Origin of the sequence: Actinocrispum sp. NPDC049592 (assembly GCF_040675465.1) — a bacterium.
In the GTDB taxonomy this organism is placed as follows: domain Bacteria; phylum Actinomycetota; class Actinomycetes; order Mycobacteriales; family Pseudonocardiaceae; genus Kibdelosporangium.
In genome coordinates this window covers 96989-113513 of record NZ_JBFAPA010000020.1, presented here as the reverse complement: position 1 = coordinate 113513, position 16525 = coordinate 96989, and the positions used below count along the sequence as shown (strand labels likewise).

14 protein-coding genes are annotated in these 16525 nt (G+C 67.8%); 7 read left to right on the top strand and 7 right to left on the bottom strand.

Features of this window, described 5'->3' with window-relative positions; all coding sequences use genetic code 11:
* Position 1: 1 nt before the first annotated feature.
* From AB0J95_RS39450 to AB0J95_RS39435, 4 genes are all read right to left on the bottom strand, one after another.
* Entirely contained in the window at positions 2–277 is a 276-nt protein-coding gene (locus AB0J95_RS39450) for a DUF397 domain-containing protein (RefSeq protein WP_364769926.1), read from the bottom strand.
* A 150-nt stretch (positions 278–427) separates the two neighbouring features.
* Positions 428–1441, bottom strand: a complete 1014-nt coding sequence (ilvC, locus tag AB0J95_RS39445) for a ketol-acid reductoisomerase (RefSeq protein ID WP_364769924.1) — start codon at positions 1439–1441, stop codon at positions 428–430.
* Positions 1442–1474: 33 nt separating this feature from the next.
* The gene (gene ilvN, locus AB0J95_RS39440; protein WP_364769922.1) at positions 1475–1981 is read right to left on the bottom strand and encodes an acetolactate synthase small subunit; all 507 of its coding nucleotides are present in this window, start codon (positions 1979–1981) and stop codon (positions 1475–1477) included.
* A gap of 1 nt (position 1982) precedes the next feature.
* Entirely contained in the window at positions 1983–3815 is a 1833-nt protein-coding gene (locus AB0J95_RS39435) for an acetolactate synthase large subunit (RefSeq protein ID WP_364769920.1), read from the bottom strand.
* A 274-nt stretch (positions 3816–4089) separates the two neighbouring features.
* Here AB0J95_RS39435 and AB0J95_RS39430 point away from each other — a divergent pair, with 274 nt between their 5' ends.
* The 3 genes from AB0J95_RS39430 (at position 4090) to AB0J95_RS39420 (ending at position 7334) form a co-directional block, all read left to right on the top strand.
* Complete coding sequence (locus AB0J95_RS39430) at positions 4090–4491, top strand: PH domain-containing protein (RefSeq protein WP_364769918.1); 402 nt, start codon at positions 4090–4092, stop codon at positions 4489–4491.
* 76 nt (positions 4492–4567) lie between these two features.
* Complete coding sequence (gene ilvD / locus AB0J95_RS39425) at positions 4568–6412, top strand: dihydroxy-acid dehydratase (protein ID WP_364769916.1); 1845 nt, start codon at positions 4568–4570, stop codon at positions 6410–6412.
* A gap of 1 nt (position 6413) precedes the next feature.
* Positions 6414–7334, top strand: a complete 921-nt coding sequence (locus AB0J95_RS39420) for a D-glycerate dehydrogenase (protein ID WP_364769914.1) — start codon at positions 6414–6416, stop codon at positions 7332–7334.
* Between the two features lie 7 nt (positions 7335–7341).
* Here AB0J95_RS39420 and AB0J95_RS39415 read toward each other — a convergent pair whose 3' ends face one another.
* Both AB0J95_RS39415 and AB0J95_RS39410 read right to left on the bottom strand, forming a co-directional pair.
* Complete coding sequence (locus tag AB0J95_RS39415; protein ID WP_364769912.1) at positions 7342–8055, bottom strand: DoxX family protein; 714 nt, start codon at positions 8053–8055, stop codon at positions 7342–7344.
* 51 nt (positions 8056–8106) lie between these two features.
* Entirely contained in the window at positions 8107–9021 is a 915-nt protein-coding gene (locus tag AB0J95_RS39410; protein WP_364769910.1) for a 2-hydroxyacid dehydrogenase, read from the bottom strand.
* A gap of 58 nt (positions 9022–9079) precedes the next feature.
* On the opposite strand from AB0J95_RS39410, the gene AB0J95_RS39405 reads away from it, so the two are divergent.
* The 3 genes from AB0J95_RS39405 to AB0J95_RS39395 are packed head-to-tail and all read left to right on the top strand — an operon-like array spanning position 9080 to position 14302.
* Entirely contained in the window at positions 9080–10042 is a 963-nt protein-coding gene (locus AB0J95_RS39405; RefSeq protein ID WP_364769908.1) for an alpha/beta hydrolase, read from the top strand.
* Positions 10043–10052: 10 nt separating this feature from the next.
* Positions 10053–11240, top strand: coding sequence for a PQQ-dependent sugar dehydrogenase (locus AB0J95_RS39400; protein WP_364769906.1), 1188 nt, complete (start codon positions 10053–10055; stop codon positions 11238–11240).
* Between the two features lie 59 nt (positions 11241–11299).
* Positions 11300–14302, top strand: coding sequence for a COR domain-containing protein (locus tag AB0J95_RS39395; protein ID WP_364769904.1), 3003 nt, complete (start codon positions 11300–11302; stop codon positions 14300–14302).
* Here AB0J95_RS39395 and AB0J95_RS39390 read toward each other — a convergent pair.
* Entirely contained in the window at positions 14299–14847 is a 549-nt protein-coding gene (locus AB0J95_RS39390; RefSeq protein ID WP_364769902.1) for a helix-turn-helix domain-containing protein, read from the bottom strand. The two genes, AB0J95_RS39395 and AB0J95_RS39390, sit on opposite strands and share 4 nt — an antisense overlap.
* Positions 14848–14969: 122 nt before the next feature.
* On the opposite strand from AB0J95_RS39390, the gene AB0J95_RS39385 reads away from it, so the two are divergent.
* A complete protein-coding gene (locus AB0J95_RS39385; protein WP_364769900.1) occupies positions 14970–16517 on the top strand; it encodes an MDR family MFS transporter in 1548 nt (515 codons plus the stop codon).
* The last annotated feature ends 8 nt before the right edge of the window (positions 16518–16525 follow it).

Below are 16525 nucleotides of genomic sequence, written 5' to 3'. Positions count from 1 at the left end.
GCTAACTGGGCCCGTCGAACTCCCCTGCTCGCGCGCCCTTCAGGAAGGCGTCCCATTCGGTGGGTGTGAACACCAGCACGGTGCCGTCCGGGTGCTTCGAGTTGCGCATCGCCGTGTAGGTGACGCCGTCCGTGTGCCCGACGAACGCGAACTCCACGAACTCCCCATCGGGGTCGTCGCCCGGCATCGCCGCGCGCTCCCAGTTCGCTCCCGAAAGGTCAAGTTCGCCGCGTACATGCGCTTTGTCGTCGTAGATCGGCGCGCTGTCACTACCCATGACGCAAGGTTATCGCCCAGAATCCGGACACTCGCGACGGCATTGACAATTGCGTTACCGGATCAGCGTTTCCGCGAAATGCCTACCCCGGACAAGCGTCGGCGCGCCGCACTCCCCGAGAAGCACGGCGCGCCGAGAAGGACAAATGGCTCAGGCGGTTTCGGTGATCGGGCGGTCGACCCAGGACATCAGGCCGCGAAGCTTGCGGCCGACCTCCTCGATCGGGTGCTGCTCGCCCTCGGCGACCAGCTTGGCGAAGTTCGGGCGGCCGGCGGCGTCCTCGCCCACCCACTCCTTGGCGAAGGTGCCGTCCTGGATCTCGCCGAGGATCCGCTTCATCTCCTCCTTGACCGCGGGGTTGATCACGCGCGGGCCGCGGGTCACGTCGCCGTACTCGGCGGTGTCCGACACCGAGTAGCGCATGCGGGCGATGCCACCCTCGTACATCAGGTCCACGATCAGCTTGAGCTCGTGCAGCACCTCGAAGTACGCGATCTCCGGGGCGTAGCCCGCCTCGGTGAGCACCTCGAAGCCGGTCTGGACCAGCGCGGAGGTACCGCCGCAGAGCACGGCCTGCTCACCGAACAGGTCGGTCTCGGTCTCCTCCTTGAACGTCGTCTTGATGACGCCCGCGCGGCTGCCGCCGATGCCCTTGGCGTACGCCAGGGCCAGCGCCTGGGCGTTGCCGGAAGCGTCCTGCTCGATCGCGATCAGGCAGGGCACGCCCTTGCCGTCGACGAACTGGCGGCGGACCAGGTGGCCCGGGCCCTTGGGGGCGATCATGAACACGTCGATGTCCGCGGCCGGCTGGATCAGGCCGTAGCGGATGTTGAAGCCGTGGCCGAAGGCGATCGCGTTGCCCGGCTGGAGGTTCGGGGCGATGTCCTCGTCGTAGATCTTCTTCTGCTTGGTGTCCGGGGCGAGGATCATCACGATGTCCGCCTCGGCGGCGGCCTCGGCCGGGGTCAGCACGCGCAGGCCCTGCTCCTCGGCCTTGGGCCGGGACTTGGAACCCTCCGGGAGTCCGATTCGGACGTCCACACCGGAGTCACGCAGGCTCAGGGCGTGCGCGTGGCCCTGGCTGCCGTAACCGATGACCGCTACCTTCTTGTCCTGCAGCACACCGAGGTCGGCGTCGTCGTCGTAAAAGATCTCGACACTCATCGCTTTTCGTGTTTCCTTAACCTGTAGGGATCTTTACCGCACCGCGGTAGCGGTGATCGACCGTGGGCCGCGACCGATCGCGACCATTCCGGACTGCACCATCTCACGCACCCCGTACGGCTCGAGCATTCGGCGCAGTGCCTCAATCTTGTCCGATGTACCGGTGGCCTCGATAGTCAGGGCCTCTGGCGAGACATCGACGACCTTGGCCCGGAACAGCTGCACCGTCTCGAGCACCTGGCTGCGCACGGTGGCGTCCGCCCGGACCTTGACGAGCAGCAGTTCCCGCTGCACCGCCGAGGCCGGCTCCAGCTCCACGATCTTGATCACGTTCACCAGCTTGTTGAGCTGCTTGGTCACCTGCTCCAGCGGCAGCTCGTCGACGGCGACCACGATGGTCATCCGCGACACGTCCGGGTGCTCGGTCGGCCCGACCGCGAGCGACTCGATGTTGAAGCCGCGCCGGGAGAACAGGCCGGCCACCCGGGCCAGGACACCGGGTTTGTTCTCGACGAGAACGCTCAGGGTGTGCTTGGACATGTCAGATCTCATCCTCGTCGAACAGCGGGCGGATGCCGCGCGCGGCCATGATCTCGTCGTTGCCGGTGCCGGCCGCGACCATCGGCCACACCTGCGCGTCCTTGCCGACCACGAAGTCGATCACCACCGGCCGGTCGTTGATGTCCATGGCCCGCTTGATGGTGGCGTCCACCTGGTCGCGCGAGTCGCACCGCAGGCCCGCGCAGCCCAGCGCCTCGGCCAGCAGCGTGAAGTCCGGGATGCGGTGCTTGTGCGTGCCCAGGTCGGTGTTGGAGTAGCGCTCCGAGTAGAAGAGGTTCTGCCACTGGCGGACCATGCCCAGGTTGCCGTTGTTGATCACGGCGACCTTGATCGGCGCGCCCTCGATGGCGCAGGTGGCCAGCTCCTGGTTGGTCATCTGGAAGCAGCCGTCGCCGTCGATCGCCCAGACCTGCTTGTCCGGCATGCCGAACTTGGCGCCCATGGCGGCCGGGACCGCGAAGCCCATCGTGCCCAGCCCACCGGAGTTGATCCAGGTCGCCGGGTTCTCGTACTGGATGAACTGCGCGGCCCACATCTGGTGCTGGCCGACGCCCGCGGTGTAGATCGCGTCCGGGCCGACCAGCCGGCCGATCCGCTCGATCACGTACTGCGGGGACAGCGTGCCGTCCGACGGCCACTCGTAGCCGGCCGGGAACGTCTTGCGCCAGCCGTCGATCTGCGCCCACCAGGCGGTCAGGTCCGCGTGCCCGCGCTCGCGCTCGGCCTGCACCGCCGCGATCAGCTCGACGATGATCTCCTTGCAGTCGCCCACGATCGGCACGTCGGCCTTGCGGTTCTTGGAGATCTCCGCCGGGTCGATGTCCGCGTGCACGACCTGCGCCTCGGGCGCGAACGAGTCGAGCTTGCCGGTGACCCGGTCGTCGAACCGGGCACCGAGCGCGATGATCAGGTCGGAGCGCTGCAGGCAGCCGACCGCGGCGACCGAACCGTGCATGCCCGGCATGCCGAGGTGCTGCGGGTGCGAGTCGGGGAACGCCCCGCGCGCCATCAGCGTGGTCACCACCGGGATGCCGGTCAGCTCGGCGAGCCTGCGCAGCTCCTCGGACGCACCGGCCTTGATGACGCCGCCACCCACGTACAGCACCGGCCGCCGGGCCTGCGCGATGAGCTTGGCGGCCTCGCGCACCTGCTTGCCGTGCGGCCGGGTCGTCGGCCGGTAACCGGGCAGGTGGATCTCGGGCGGCCAGGAGAAGCTGGTGGTCTCCTGCAGCACGTCCTTGGGGATGTCCACCAGCACCGGGCCGGGCCTGCCGGTGGCGGCGAGGTGGAACGCCTCGGCGATCGTCCGCGGGATCTCCGCCGGATCGGTCACGAGGAAGTTGTGCTTGGTGATCGGCAGGGTGATGCCGCAGATGTCCGCCTCCTGGAAGGCGTCGGTGCCGATGAGCGCCCGGGTCTGCTGACCGGTGATGGCGACCACGGGGACCGAGTCCATGTTGGCGTCGGCCAGCGGGGTCACCAGGTTGGTCGCGCCCGGGCCGGAGGTCGCCATGCAGACCCCGACCTTGCCGGTGGCCTGGGCGTACCCGGTGGCCGCGTGCCCGGCGCCCTGCTCGTGGCGCACCAGCACGTGCCGGACCTTGGTGGAGTCGAGCAGCGGGTCGTAGGCCGGCAGGATGGTCCCGCCGGGAATCCCGAAAACCACCTCGCAGCCGACAGCTTCCAGCGACCGGACCAGCGACTGGGCGCCGGTGAGGCGCACCGGCGCGCCCGAGGGCGGCGCTGGTTTCGGGCGGTTGGCCGGGGACGGGGCCCCGGGTTTTGCGGCGGGTCGCGATGTTGCGCTCGTCATCGGTTCTGCCTCGTGGGTCGGTCGGGTAAGGGGTCCGGGCACGAAAAAACCCCCGCCGACCGGATGGGTCGCACGAGGGTCGCGCGTCGACGAGTCAGGTGCTCCTAAGCGTCGACGCGCTTGGGAAGTACGAGACCAATCGAGGTGAACATACCGCGACGGTAGTGCGCTTCCCGCGCGCACGTCAAATCTGCGGGACGCCATTCCCGGATAGTGGACCCGTTCGAGGGACCCGCGCGCATGCCCTGACCACGCACGGTGCACCATCGTCGACGTGCCCGAAACAGTGCGCAAGGTGGTCTTCCGGACTCCGCCGACGGCCAATCTCGCCCCGCTCCTGCTGATCGTCGCGGCGACGCCGTTCGCCTTCGCCGCGCCGCTGCTGTGGCTGATCTACATCGTGCCGGTGCTGGTGATCGTCTGGATCGTGCGCAACCGCACGACCGCGACTCCCGACGCGGTAGTGGTCCGGTCCACTTTCGCCGGTCGCACGTTCAAGTGGGACGACATCGCGTCGCTGAAGCTGGACAACGGGCGGGTCTCCGTCGTCGAGTCCGATGGGACCGTGACCAAGCTCCCGTGCGTGCGTCTGCGGCACCTCGGGCTGCTCTCCCAGATCAGCGGCGGCCGGATCCCCGACCCCGCTGCCAAGCCTTCCGCCGAAGCCGGCGAGTAACCTCGGTGGCACCGCGCTGTTGATCGTGCCCACCAGGCATGAGTTGTGACTGTTTGTTCTTGAGCTTGGAGGGGCTGTGCCTCAGCTGCGCTCCCGCACCACCACCCACGGCCGTAACGCTGCCGGAGCCCGCGCGCTCTGGCGCGCGACCGGGATGACCGACTCCGACTTCGGCAAGCCCATCGTGGCCATCGCCAACTCGTACACCCAGTTCGTGCCCGGCCACGTGCACCTGCGTGACCTCGGCGACATCGTGGCCGGCGCGGTGCGCGAGGCCGGTGGCGTGGCGCGCGAGTTCCACACCATCGCGGTCGACGACGGCATCGCCATGGGCCACAGCGGGATGCTCTACTCGCTGCCGTCCCGCGAGATCATCGCCGACGCGGTGGAGTACATGGTCAACGCGCACCAGGCGGACGCCCTGGTGTGCATCTCCAACTGCGACAAGATCACCCCGGGCATGCTCAACGCCGCCATGCGGCTGAACATCCCGACCGTGTTCGTGTCCGGCGGGCCGATGGAGGCGGGCAAGGCGGTCATCGTCAACGGGGTCGCCGAGACGCCGACCGACCTGATCACCGCGATCGCCGCGTCGGCGAACCCGGACGTCGACGCGGACGGCCTGTCCATTGTGGAGCGCTCTGCCTGCCCGACTTGTGGCTCGTGCTCAGGCATGTTCACCGCGAACTCGATGAACTGCCTGACCGAGGCGCTCGGCCTGGCCTTGCCGGGCAACGGGTCCACGCTGGCCACGCACGCCGCCCGCCGCGCGTTGTTCGAGCAGGCCGGGACCACGGTCGTCGAGCTGGCCCGCCGCTGGTACGCCGAGGACGACGCGTCCGTGCTGCCGCGGTCGGTCGCCAACCGCAAGGCGTTCGAGAACGCGATGGCCCTGGACATGGCGATGGGCGGGTCCACCAACACGGTGCTGCACATCCTCGCCGCCGCCCAGGAGGGCGAGATCGAGTTCACCCTGGCCGACATCGACGCGATCAGCCGCCGCGTGCCGTGTCTGTCCAAAGTGTCCCCGAACTCGGACTACCACATGGAGGACGTGCACCGGGCCGGTGGCATCCCGGCGATCCTGGGCGAGCTGGACCGTGCGGGCCTGCTCAACCGGGACGTGCACGCGGTCCACTCGCCGTCGCTGACGGAGTGGCTCGCGGAGTGGGACATCCGCTCGGGCAAGGCTTCCGAGACCGCGATCGAGTTGTTCCACGCCGCCCCGGGCGGTGTGCGCACGACGGAGGCGTTCTCCACGACGAACCGGTGGAAGTCGCTCGACACCGACGCGGCCAGCGGCTGCATCCACGACTTCGAGCACGCGTACACCAAGGACGGCGGCCTGGCCGTGCTGCGCGGGAACCTCGCCGTCGACGGCGCGGTGATCAAGTCGGCGGGCATCGACGAGGAGCTGTTCCGGTTCCAGGGCCCGGCGCGCGTGGTGGAAAGCCAGGAGCAGGCGGTCTCGGTCATCCTCACCAAGCAGATCCAGCCCGGTGAGGTCCTGGTCGTGCGCTACGAGGGGCCCGCGGGCGGCCCCGGCATGCAGGAAATGCTGCACCCCACCGCGTTCCTGAAGGGCTCCGGCCTGGGCAAGAAGTGCGCGTTGATCACCGACGGCCGGTTCTCCGGTGGTTCGTCGGGCCTGTCGGTCGGGCACATCTCGCCCGAGGCGGCCGGCGGCGGCGCGATCGGCCTGGTCCAGGACGGCGACCAGATCCTGATCGACGTGCATGAGCGCAAGCTGGAACTGCTTGTCCCGGAAGAGGTTCTGGCCGAACGCCGGGCCAAGATGGAGTCCAGCGAACGCCCGTGGCAGCCCGCGGACCGCGACCGCCCGGTCACCACGGCCCTGCGTGCCTACGCCCACATGACGACCGACGCCTCCACCGGCGCGGTTCGCAGGATCCCCAGCTGACATGAAGATCCTGGTCACCCGGTTGATGGTGGACGCGGCCATGCGCGCGCTCGACGGCGTGGACGTGGACCTGTGGGAAGGGCCGCCCGAGGCCATGCCGCGCGAGGAGTTCCTCAAGCGCGCCAAGGGCAAGGACGGCCTGCTCACCATGTTGTCCGACCGGGTCGACGCGGAATTGCTCGACGCCGCGGGACCACAGCTCAAGATCGTCGCCAACCACGCGGTGGGCTACGACAACGTGGACGTCGAGGAGTGCGTCCGGCGTGGGGTCATGGTGGCCAACACGCCGGACGTGCTCACCGAGGCGACCGCGGACCTGGCGTGGGCGCTGATCCTGGCGTGTACCAGGCGGATCGCCGAGGGTGACCGGTTCCTGCGCGCGGAAACGCCGTGGATCTGGGGTCCGCGGATGATGCTGGGATACGAGCTGTACGGCAAGACCCTGGGAATCGTGGGGTTTGGCCGGATCGGTCAGGCCACCGCGCGGCGCGCCACCGGGTTCGGCATGCGGGTGATCCACCATTCCCGCCGCGGCGGGGTTGCGTTCGAGGAGCTGGTGGCGGAGTCGGACGTGATCTCGGTGCACGCCCCGCTCACGCCGGAGACCCGGCATCTGTTCAACGCCACCGTGTTCCGGGCGATGAAGCCGACCGCTGTGCTGGTGAACACCGCGCGCGGGCCGTTGGTGGACGAAGCGGCCCTGGCGGAGGCGTTGCGGGCCAAGGAGATCTTCGCGGCCGGGCTGGACGTGTTCGAGCGGGAACCCGCGGTGCACCCGGGCCTGCTTGGTCTGGACAACGTCACGATCGTGCCGCACCTGGGCAGCGCGACCGAGGAAACCCGTGCGGCGATGGGACTTTTCGCAGTGGAGAACCTCCTCGCGGGCATCCGTGGCGAACGCCCGCGAGGGCTGGTCTCCTAGCTTTTTCCTAGCGCAGCACGATCAGCGACACGACGCACAGGCCGGCCGCGATGAGCAGCATGAACAACCCGAGCGGCACCGGGCGGCGCCCCCACGGGGTCGGGCGGTCCAGCGAAACCCGGCCCGCACCGGTGAACAGGAGCGCGAACGACCCGGCGGCCAGCAGGGCTTCGCGTTCGAAGCCGACCGGCGGGCCGAAGTAGCCCGCGCCCCACTTGAGGTAGATCACGTTGGCCGACACGGCCAGCAGCGCGGCCGCGCCGATCGGGGTGAACAGGCCGAGGATCACCAGCGCGCCGCCGGCCAGCTCACCGACGCCAGTGATCCAGGCCAGCAGGGTCGTCTGGCTGAACCCGAAGTCGCCGAGGTAGCGGGCGAACCCGTCGATCCCGAGGCCGCCCCACAGCCCGAACAGCTTCTGCAGGCTGTGGGCGACGAAGGTGCCGCCGATCACCAGCCGCAGCACCAGGAGCGCGAGGTCCAGCCCACCGTGCCACGTGTACGACGGCCGCACGGGCGGCGTCGTGTCGTCCGTGGAGTCAGGTCTGGACAGCACGCTGGTCGTGGACGAGCTGTCGAAACCATCATCGTCGTCGTACCGCCCGTAGCTGTCGTCCTGCTCGGACAACCGGTGCGCACCACCGGAGTAGCCGGAGCCACCCTGGGAATACAGTCCTGGGTAGCCGCCCGGGTCGGTCGGACGGTCATCGTGGGTACTCACGGCGGGTAGGCTAAAGGATGGGCGAGCGAAACGCCTTACAAAGTTTTTAAGTCAGTATTTTCCCGTTACCAGGTTGTCAGGGTCCTGTCCGGCCGCGAACTGCGCGATCTGCCGCGCCGCCACCTGGTACGCACGTTTGTACCGTCCCTCCACGGTTCCGGCGACATGCGGGGTGAGCAGCAGGCCAGGTGCCGTCCACAGTGGATGGTCGGCGGGCAGCGGCTCGGGGTCGGTGACGTCCAGCGCGGCCCGCAGCCGTCCGGAGCGAAGCTCCGCTAGCAGCGCGTCCGTGTCGACGATGACGCCGCGGGCCGCGTTCACCAGAATCGCCCCGTCCGCCATGAGGGACAGGAATTTCGCGTCCACCATCCCGGTCGTCTCGGGGGTGACCGGGACCATGATCACCACGGCGTCGTGCTGCCCGAGCAGTGACGGCAGTTCGTCGACCGACCGCACGCCGTCGCGGGCACGCGTGCCGACGAGCGTGACAGTGGTGTCGAACGGTTCGAGCCGTCGCTTGAGCTGCTGCCCCAGGTCGCCCGCGCCGACGACGAGGACCCGCTTGTCCTGCAGGGTGTCCGTCAGGTGGAACGCCCACTCGCGGGCTTTCTGGGCGCGGTCGAACTCGCGCATGTCTCGGTAGATGGACAGCAGCGCGCTCACCACCCACTCGGCCGTGCTGCCGCCGTGCGCGCCCCGGGCGTTGGCGAGCTGGACGCCGTCCGGCAACGCGCCCAGCCAGCTCTCCACGCCCGCGGACAGCAGTTGCACGAGTTTGAGGTTGGGCAGCTGGGCCAGCAGGGCCTTCAGCTGCGAGCCGGCCTGCATGCCGGGGATCAGCACTTCGGCGTCCGCCGCGCCCGGCGGCAGAGGTTCGCCACGCTCGAAACGGAGCGGTCGTACCCCATCGAGGCCGCTCAGCGCGGACATTCCGTGGTCGTCAGGTACCAGAACGGTGATCGGCACGAAAACAACAGTAAGGTGTGTCGCTTTCGGAGGGTGGACTCGGGCAGACTCTGCGGCGATGCACGAACACGACGTGACCTCGTCGGACGGCACGAGGATTCGCGGCTGGCGCACTGACAACCCGGGCCCGCCCCTGCTGTTGTGCCCCGGGCTGGGCACGACCCCGGAGGCTTGGCCGGCGTTGCTGCTGCCGGACGCCGGTGTACGCGTGCTGTCCTGGTACCACCGCGGCACCATGGGTTCCGATCGGCCTGCCGACGAGAGCCGGATCGAGCTGGCCGACCACGTGGCCGACGCGCTCGCTGTGATGGACGCCGCCGGGGTGCGGCGTTGTGTGGTGATGGGGTGGTCGGTGGGCGTGATGGTCGCCGCCGAGCTGGCCAGACGCCATCCGGAACGCGTGTCCGGCCTGCTGCTCGCCGCGGGCGTGCCGGGCGACTTGTTCGGCGCGATGTTCAGCGCGTTCGGCATCCCCGCCGTCGTCCGGCGGGCCATCACGTTGAGCGGGACGCACGCCTTGCGTGCTCTTGGGCCTGTGGTCGACGCGGTGCTGCACAACGTGCCTGTGAACACGCTCACAGCCTCGATCGTCCGGCACAGCGGGTTCATGCTGCCCGCCGCCGACGTCGAGGCGGTGATCCGGATGATGAAGCGGTTCGTGCAGCACGACTGGCGCTGGTTTTTCACGCTGGCGCTGGCGGTGAGCGCGATCCCAGCCCGTGAGCTGCGCGGTATCACCTGTCCGGTGACCGTTCTGGCTGGTCAGTACGATCTTCTGGCGTCGCCGGAGCGGACCACCAAGCCGGTGGCGACGTTGCCGCAGGCGCGGGTCCGGGTGGTTCCGACCTCGCATTTCCTGCCGCTGGAGGCGCCCGAGGCGGTCACCGAGGAGCTGGCGTTGCTGATGCGCCGGGTCGCCGCCGTGGAGCGGGCCAGGGAACTGGCGCGGCCACCCGCCCGGGACCCGATCGACACGTTGATCCCACCCGCGCTTACCTACGGTTCACGGCTGCGTTCCTAACCTCGGTGCTGTGTCTCGTTCCAGCAGATGGCGTCTGGCCGCGCTCTGCGCCGCCGCGAGCCTGGCGCTCAGCGGCTGCGTGTCGTTCGCCGAGCAGCCACCCCCACCCAGCTGGACGACACAGCCCGAGCTGCAGCCCGAGACCGGGCCGGACAACGGCGGCGGCAGCAACGGGCCGAGCGGCGGCAGCGGTTCCGGCGGCGGAGGCCCCAACCCACCCCCGGCGTCGATCCCACCACCCCAAGGCTGCAAGGACTTCAACCCGGCGGTCATCGGCACGTGCATGGACAGCCTGGTCGCGGTGGCGCCGTTCCCGAACAGCGACCCACCCGCGGGCCTGGTGGGTGAGCGCAAGAGCGGCAACGTCATGCAGGTCCGCGCCGGCTCTGACCCCGTGAAGGTCACGTCGATCCCGGTCGACTCCAGCACCGACGGCGGCCTGATCGGCCTCGCCCTGTCGCCCTCATACGGCGAGGACCAACTGGTCTACGCGTACATCACCACGGCCACGGACAACCGCATCGTCCGCTTCACCGCAGGCGACTCCCCCAAACCCGTGCTGACCGGCATCCCCCGCGGCACGACGGGCAACCGCGGTTCCCTGTTGCTCGACCGCACCGGCAGCCTGTTGCTGGCCACCGGCAACGCAGGCAACCCCGCCCTCGCCGCCGACCCCAAGTCGTTGGCAGGCAAGCTATTGCGCATCGACACCCAGGGAAAACCGGCCCAGGGCAACCCCGACCCGGGATCCGCGGTCATCGCATCGGGCTTCACCGCTCCGGCCGGAATCTGCATCGGCATCGACGGCCGCCCCTGGGTGACGAACAGAGAGCCGGACCGAGACGCGATCTACCGAATCGACCCCGGAAAGCCCCTCGCCAACCCCGCCTGGAACTGGCCCGACAAACCAGGCGTGGCAGGCTGCATCGTTTCCCCCACGGTGTTGATGGTCGCTACCTCCACCGCCGGGAATCTGCAAAACCTGCCCCTGAATCCCGAGGGCGTGGTGACCGGTAAGCCGACCGTGAGCCTGGACGCCAAGGACGGCTTTGGCCGTCTCGGCGGCATGGCCGTGCTCGACCCCACTCTGGCATTGGCGGGGACGACCAACAAAGACGGCGGCACCCCGATCTCCAGCGACGACCGCGCTGTGTTGATCGCGATCAACCCGTCTGCCGCAGGCGGCTCAAAGGACTGACCCAAAGTCGCTCAATCGGCAGAGTCGGAAGTGGATGAGGAATCGATACGATCCTCGTCGTGTCCAAGGACTTCGATGAGGCGAAGATTCGTGTCCAGGCTGCGATCAAGGCCAGGTCGGGCAGGCTGGACTTCAGCTTCTTGCGCATCGACGAAGGGCATCTCGAAGAGCTTCTCGACACGGTGGCGAGAAATCTCCCTGAGCTCACCGACCTCAAAATATCTGACACTGACATCCGGGAACTGCCTGACGCTCTATGGCGGCTGAGAGGGTTGCGGTTGCTCAATGCCGGAATGTCTGCGGTGTCGCATGTTCCCAGCGCTATCACCAAGCTGTCCAGTCTCGACTCTCTTTCTTTACCCGGCACCCACTTGCTGACTCTACCGACCGTCCTGTCCCAGCTGTCCAGCGTCCGCTATCTCGACCTCGACGCCAACAACTTTGAGAGCCTGCCAACGGATTCCAGCTTCCCTCCAGGATTGCACACCTTACATTTAGGCTTCTGCCATCTCCGCGAGGTTCCTCCTGGAGTGTTTGAACTGACGGAACTACGCACGCTCGACCTTGCACATAACGAGCTCACCGCACTGTCTTCCAACATCAGGAAACTACGCAACTTAACGTACCTGCGTCTCAGCCGAAACCGGCTCAAGAAGCTTCCAGCCAGCCTAGGAGAACTGTCGGGCATACACAGCCTGCCATTGGATGGCAATCCCCTACCTCCTGAGCTGTTGGCGGCTGCTGAGCGCGGCACGGCGGAATTACTCCAGTATCTGAATGCTCTCGCCTCCGGCGGCGCCGAGATCACTGAGGCCAAATTGGTTCTGGTCGGCGAGGGCGCGGTGGGCAAGAGTTCGCTGCTTGCGGCGTTCTTGGATGAGCCGTTCGTCGAGGACCGGGATACCACGCACGGCATCGAGATCAAGAAGCTGGATGTCCGCCACGAGGGCTCCGACATCACCTTGAACTGCTGGGATTTCGGTGGGCAACCGCTCTACCGGCCCACCCACCAGCTCTTCTTCACCAAACCTGCGGTCTACCTCGTCGTCTGGAAGCCCCGCGAAGGCCCCGAACTCGGCCTGGTCGAGTACTGGATCTCGCTCATCAAGGACCGCGCAGGCGCGGGAGCCCGCGTCCATGTGGTCGCCACCCACGGAGGCCCCGGGCAGCGATCGGCCTATCTCGACCAGTCCAGGCTGGTGGCGCGCTTCGGCGAGATGATCGTTGGGTTCCACCATGTCGACAGCAAGACCGGCGAAGGCATCGCAGAACTCAAGCAAAAGATCGCGGCCACCGCACATGGGTTGGAGCACGTCAGCCGCTCCTACCCCCGGTCGTGGTATGACGTCCTCGCCGAGCTGTCCGAGTCACGCGAAACCCACCTGCGGTACGACCAGTTCCAGGAGATCGCAGGCAAACATGGGCTGACGGCCGAGTCGGCGCGTTCCCTCGCCCGCAACGCCCACGCGTTGGGCCAGTTGATCTACTACGACGATGATCCCGCCCTGCAGGATCTCGTTGTGCTCAAGGCGGATTGGCTGAGTGTGGCGATCGGGTTCGTGCTCGACGATCCGACAGTCCAGCAGTACGGCGGGCTCCTGCAGCACCGCTACCTCCCGCAGGTGTGGGACAACCCCGTGAGGACGCCGAGGCAACGGTATTCGCACGGGTTGCAACAGATGTTCCTTCGACTGATGGAGCGGTTCGATCTGAGCTACCGCGCCCCGGAGCTCAGTCCCGATCAGCCGCTGAGCCTGGTCGCCCAGCTCCTCCCCGGCGACCCGCCAAAAACGCTGCAACAACAGTGGAACGACTACAAACCCGGCGCCGAAGAGGCCATCCAGGTCTGCCAGTTCGTCGAGCAGGACACCGGCAAAGCCGCCGACCCGCCACCCGGCCTGATGGCGCGGCTCATCGTCCTGTTCCACCGCCATTCGCTGGGGCGCAACGACATCAACCAGTCCGTCCATTGGCAGAACGGCCTCGTCCTCGAAGACCGCTACGGCGCCCGAGCCCTCCTGAGGACCGACGACACCGACCTCACCGTGCATGTCAAGGGTGTCAACCCGAGCGCCTTCCTCAACCACTTGGTCCGCGAAATCCAGACCTACGTGGAGAACTTCTGGCGTGGCCGCCGCACCCGAGTTCTTGTGCCGTGCCCCAAAAACTGTGGCATTCAAGGCGTCCTACGTGGACAGTTCGATCTGGACACGGTCTACCGCCGGCTCGACGCGGGCAAGACCACCGCGGAATGCCGAGGTCCGAGTTGCGGACACGATGTCGAGATCGCGAGGATCATCGGCACGCAACGGGAGAAGCAGGCCGGGAACGTCATCGACGAGACGATGTCCGGCGCGTTCGGCCGAGAGATCCTGCCGCTGCTGCAGGCCCACACCGCCGAGATCATCCGCCAGCTCAACGCGGGTCTTGGGGGTGTGCACGCGCATCTCAGTGACGAGGGCAGCCGGTTGTTCAGCCGGATCGAGGACCGCTTGGACGTCCTCATGCGCGCCCACGACGACGAGGCCAACGACGGTCCGCGCCTGTTCAGCATGGACAAAGTCCGCAGCTTCAGCCCGACGACATACCGCATGCGCCTGACCCTGTGGTGCGAGCACTCCAAGGTCCCGGTCCACCTGCTGGAACCCGACAAGCCCGGGGCGGGTGTGTACACAGTGGACGTTCCGAGGGACTGGTGGGTCAAGGCGGCGCCGCTGGTCCGGACCACGAGCACGCTGCTGAAGGCGTTCCTGCCGATCGGCCTGCCGGTGATCAAGGCCGAGCTGACCGACGACCAGTGGAAGGGCGTCGAGGAGCAGCTCACGGTCATCAAGGAGTCCCTCGGCGCCGCGGCCGCACTGGGCACTGACGCGGAGGCCACCAGGACGTTCGAGCCGAGAGCAGCCGAAGGCGGCCTGCTGCGGATGCTGCACGCCACCCTGCGGGAACAGGACATCACCTACGCCGACCTGCGCAAAGTCCGTGCCGGCCAGCGGATTCTGTGGGTCCACCCGCGGTTCGAGCACATCTACAACCCCGAACCGCCCCGAATCCCCGTCTAACCGAGCAGCTCCAGGCCGACCTCAAGGGCCGCGTCGAGGCGTTCCTTCTCCGACGCGCCGGTGTCGTGCAGGGCGAACATGCTGAAGTTCATCACCATCAGCGACATCCGGGCCTTCAACTGGACCGCGAGCGGCGCGTCCTTGTCCACCAGGAAGTCCACCAGTTCCTGCATCCGCTCGCGCCCGCGGTGGCCCGCGGCGAGCTCGCGGAGGGTGTGCTGACTGTCCTGCATCAGGCGCATCAGGCGGAACGCCTGCCCGTCGCTGACGCCGTGCGCGTAGAGCCGGAGCAGCTCACGGCGGTTCTCGGGGGTGGGCTCGCGTTCGGCGGCCCAGTCGACCAGCCGGTTGATCCCAGCGAAGGCCGCCTCGAAGAGACTGGTGACGATCTCTTCCTTGGTCTTGAAGTGGTAGTACAGCGCCGCTTTGGTCACGCCCAGCCGTTCGGCGATCTCGCGCAGCGACGTCTTGTCGTACCCCTGCTCGGCGAACAGCTCCAGGGCCACCTCCTGGATCCGCGAGCGGGTATCGGACCGGGTGTTCATCGCCACATCCCCTGCTTCAGATTGCTTACTTGACGACCGGCTAGCTGACAGCTTACCGTACGACTAGCAAGTTAACTAGCCGGACGGCAAGTAAGGACCAGACCTCCTGGGGAGAGTATCCAATGACCAGCACTGAGCCGATCAACAAACGCAAGCAGTACACAGTCTTCGCCGGCCTGATGATCGGCATGCTGCTGGCGATGCTCGACAACATGATCGTCGGCACCGCCATGCCCACCATCGTCGGTGACCTGGGCGGGCTCGACCACTTCTCGTGGGTGATCACCGCCTACACCCTGGCGTCCGCGGTCTCCACGCCGATCTGGGGCAAGCTGTCCGACCTCTACGGCCGCAAGAACATGATGATGGCCTCCATCGTCACCTTCCTGGCCGCGTCCGCGCTGGCCGGCACGGCGCACTCGATGACCGAGCTGATCGCCTACCGCGGCCTGCAGGGCCTGGGCTCCGGCGGTCTGATGGTCGGCGCGATGGCGATCATGGCCGAGATGGTCTCGCCGCGGGAACGCGGCAAGATCCAGGGCCTGTTCGCCGCGGTCATGCCCATCGCGATGGTCGGCGGCCCGCTGCTCGGCGGGTTCATCACCGACCACCTGGACTGGCGCTGGGCGTTCTACGTGAACCTGCCACTGGGCGCGCTCGCACTGGCCGTCATCGGCGTCACGCTCAAACTGCCGAAGCGGTCGAGCAAGGCGACCATCGACTACTGGGGCGCGGGCCTGCTCACCCTGGGCATCGGCAGCCTGGTGCTGTTCGCGACCTGGGGCGGGACCGAGTACGCGTGGGGTTCGTGGCAGATCGTCGGCCTCGGCGTGCTGACCGTGGTCTCGCTGGGCCTGTTCGCCTGGGTCGAGCAGCGGGTGGCCGAGCCGATCCTGCCGCTGCGGCTGTTCCGCAACCGCAACTTCACGCTCGCCTCGGTGCTGGCGTTCATGTCCGGGTTCGCGATGTTCGGCGCGGTCGGGTTCCTGCCGCAGTACCAGCAGATCGTGCAGGGCGCGTCGGCGACCAACAGCGGCCTGTTGCTGCTGCCGATGATGGCCGGGGTGCTGGTGTTCTCCACGCTGTCCGGCCAGATCACCAGCCGGACCGGGCACTACCGGACGTTCCCGATCATCGGCATGGCGGTGATGGGCACTGGTGCGCTGCTGCTGAGCACGCTGGCGATCGACACCAGCTCGTTCACGTCCAGCATGTACATCTTCGTGGTGGGCGCCGGCCTCGGGTTCCTGATGGGCACGACGAACCTGATCGCGCAGAGCAGCGTCGGCCTGAAGGACCTCGGCGTGGCGACCTCGACGGCGACGTTCGCCCGCAGCATCGGCGGCTCGCTCGGGGTGGCGGTGCTCGGGTCGATCTTCACCACCCGGATCCAGGACAGCCTGACCACCGCCCTGGGCTCGGCCGGGTCGAAGCTGACCAGCACCGGCGGCCAGCTGTCGCCGAAGATGATCGAGTCGCTGCCCAAGCCGGTGCACGACGCGTACCTCGGCGGCATGGTCGACGGCATCCAGGGCGTGTTCACCTGGGGCGCGGTGTTCCTGGCGCTGGGCTTCCTGGTCTCGTGGTTCGTCAAGGCCGAACCGTTGCGGGACTTCACCGTGGCCTCGTCCGATGAGGCCAAGCCGGTGCCGGCGCTCGCGATGGACTGAGCGACCGG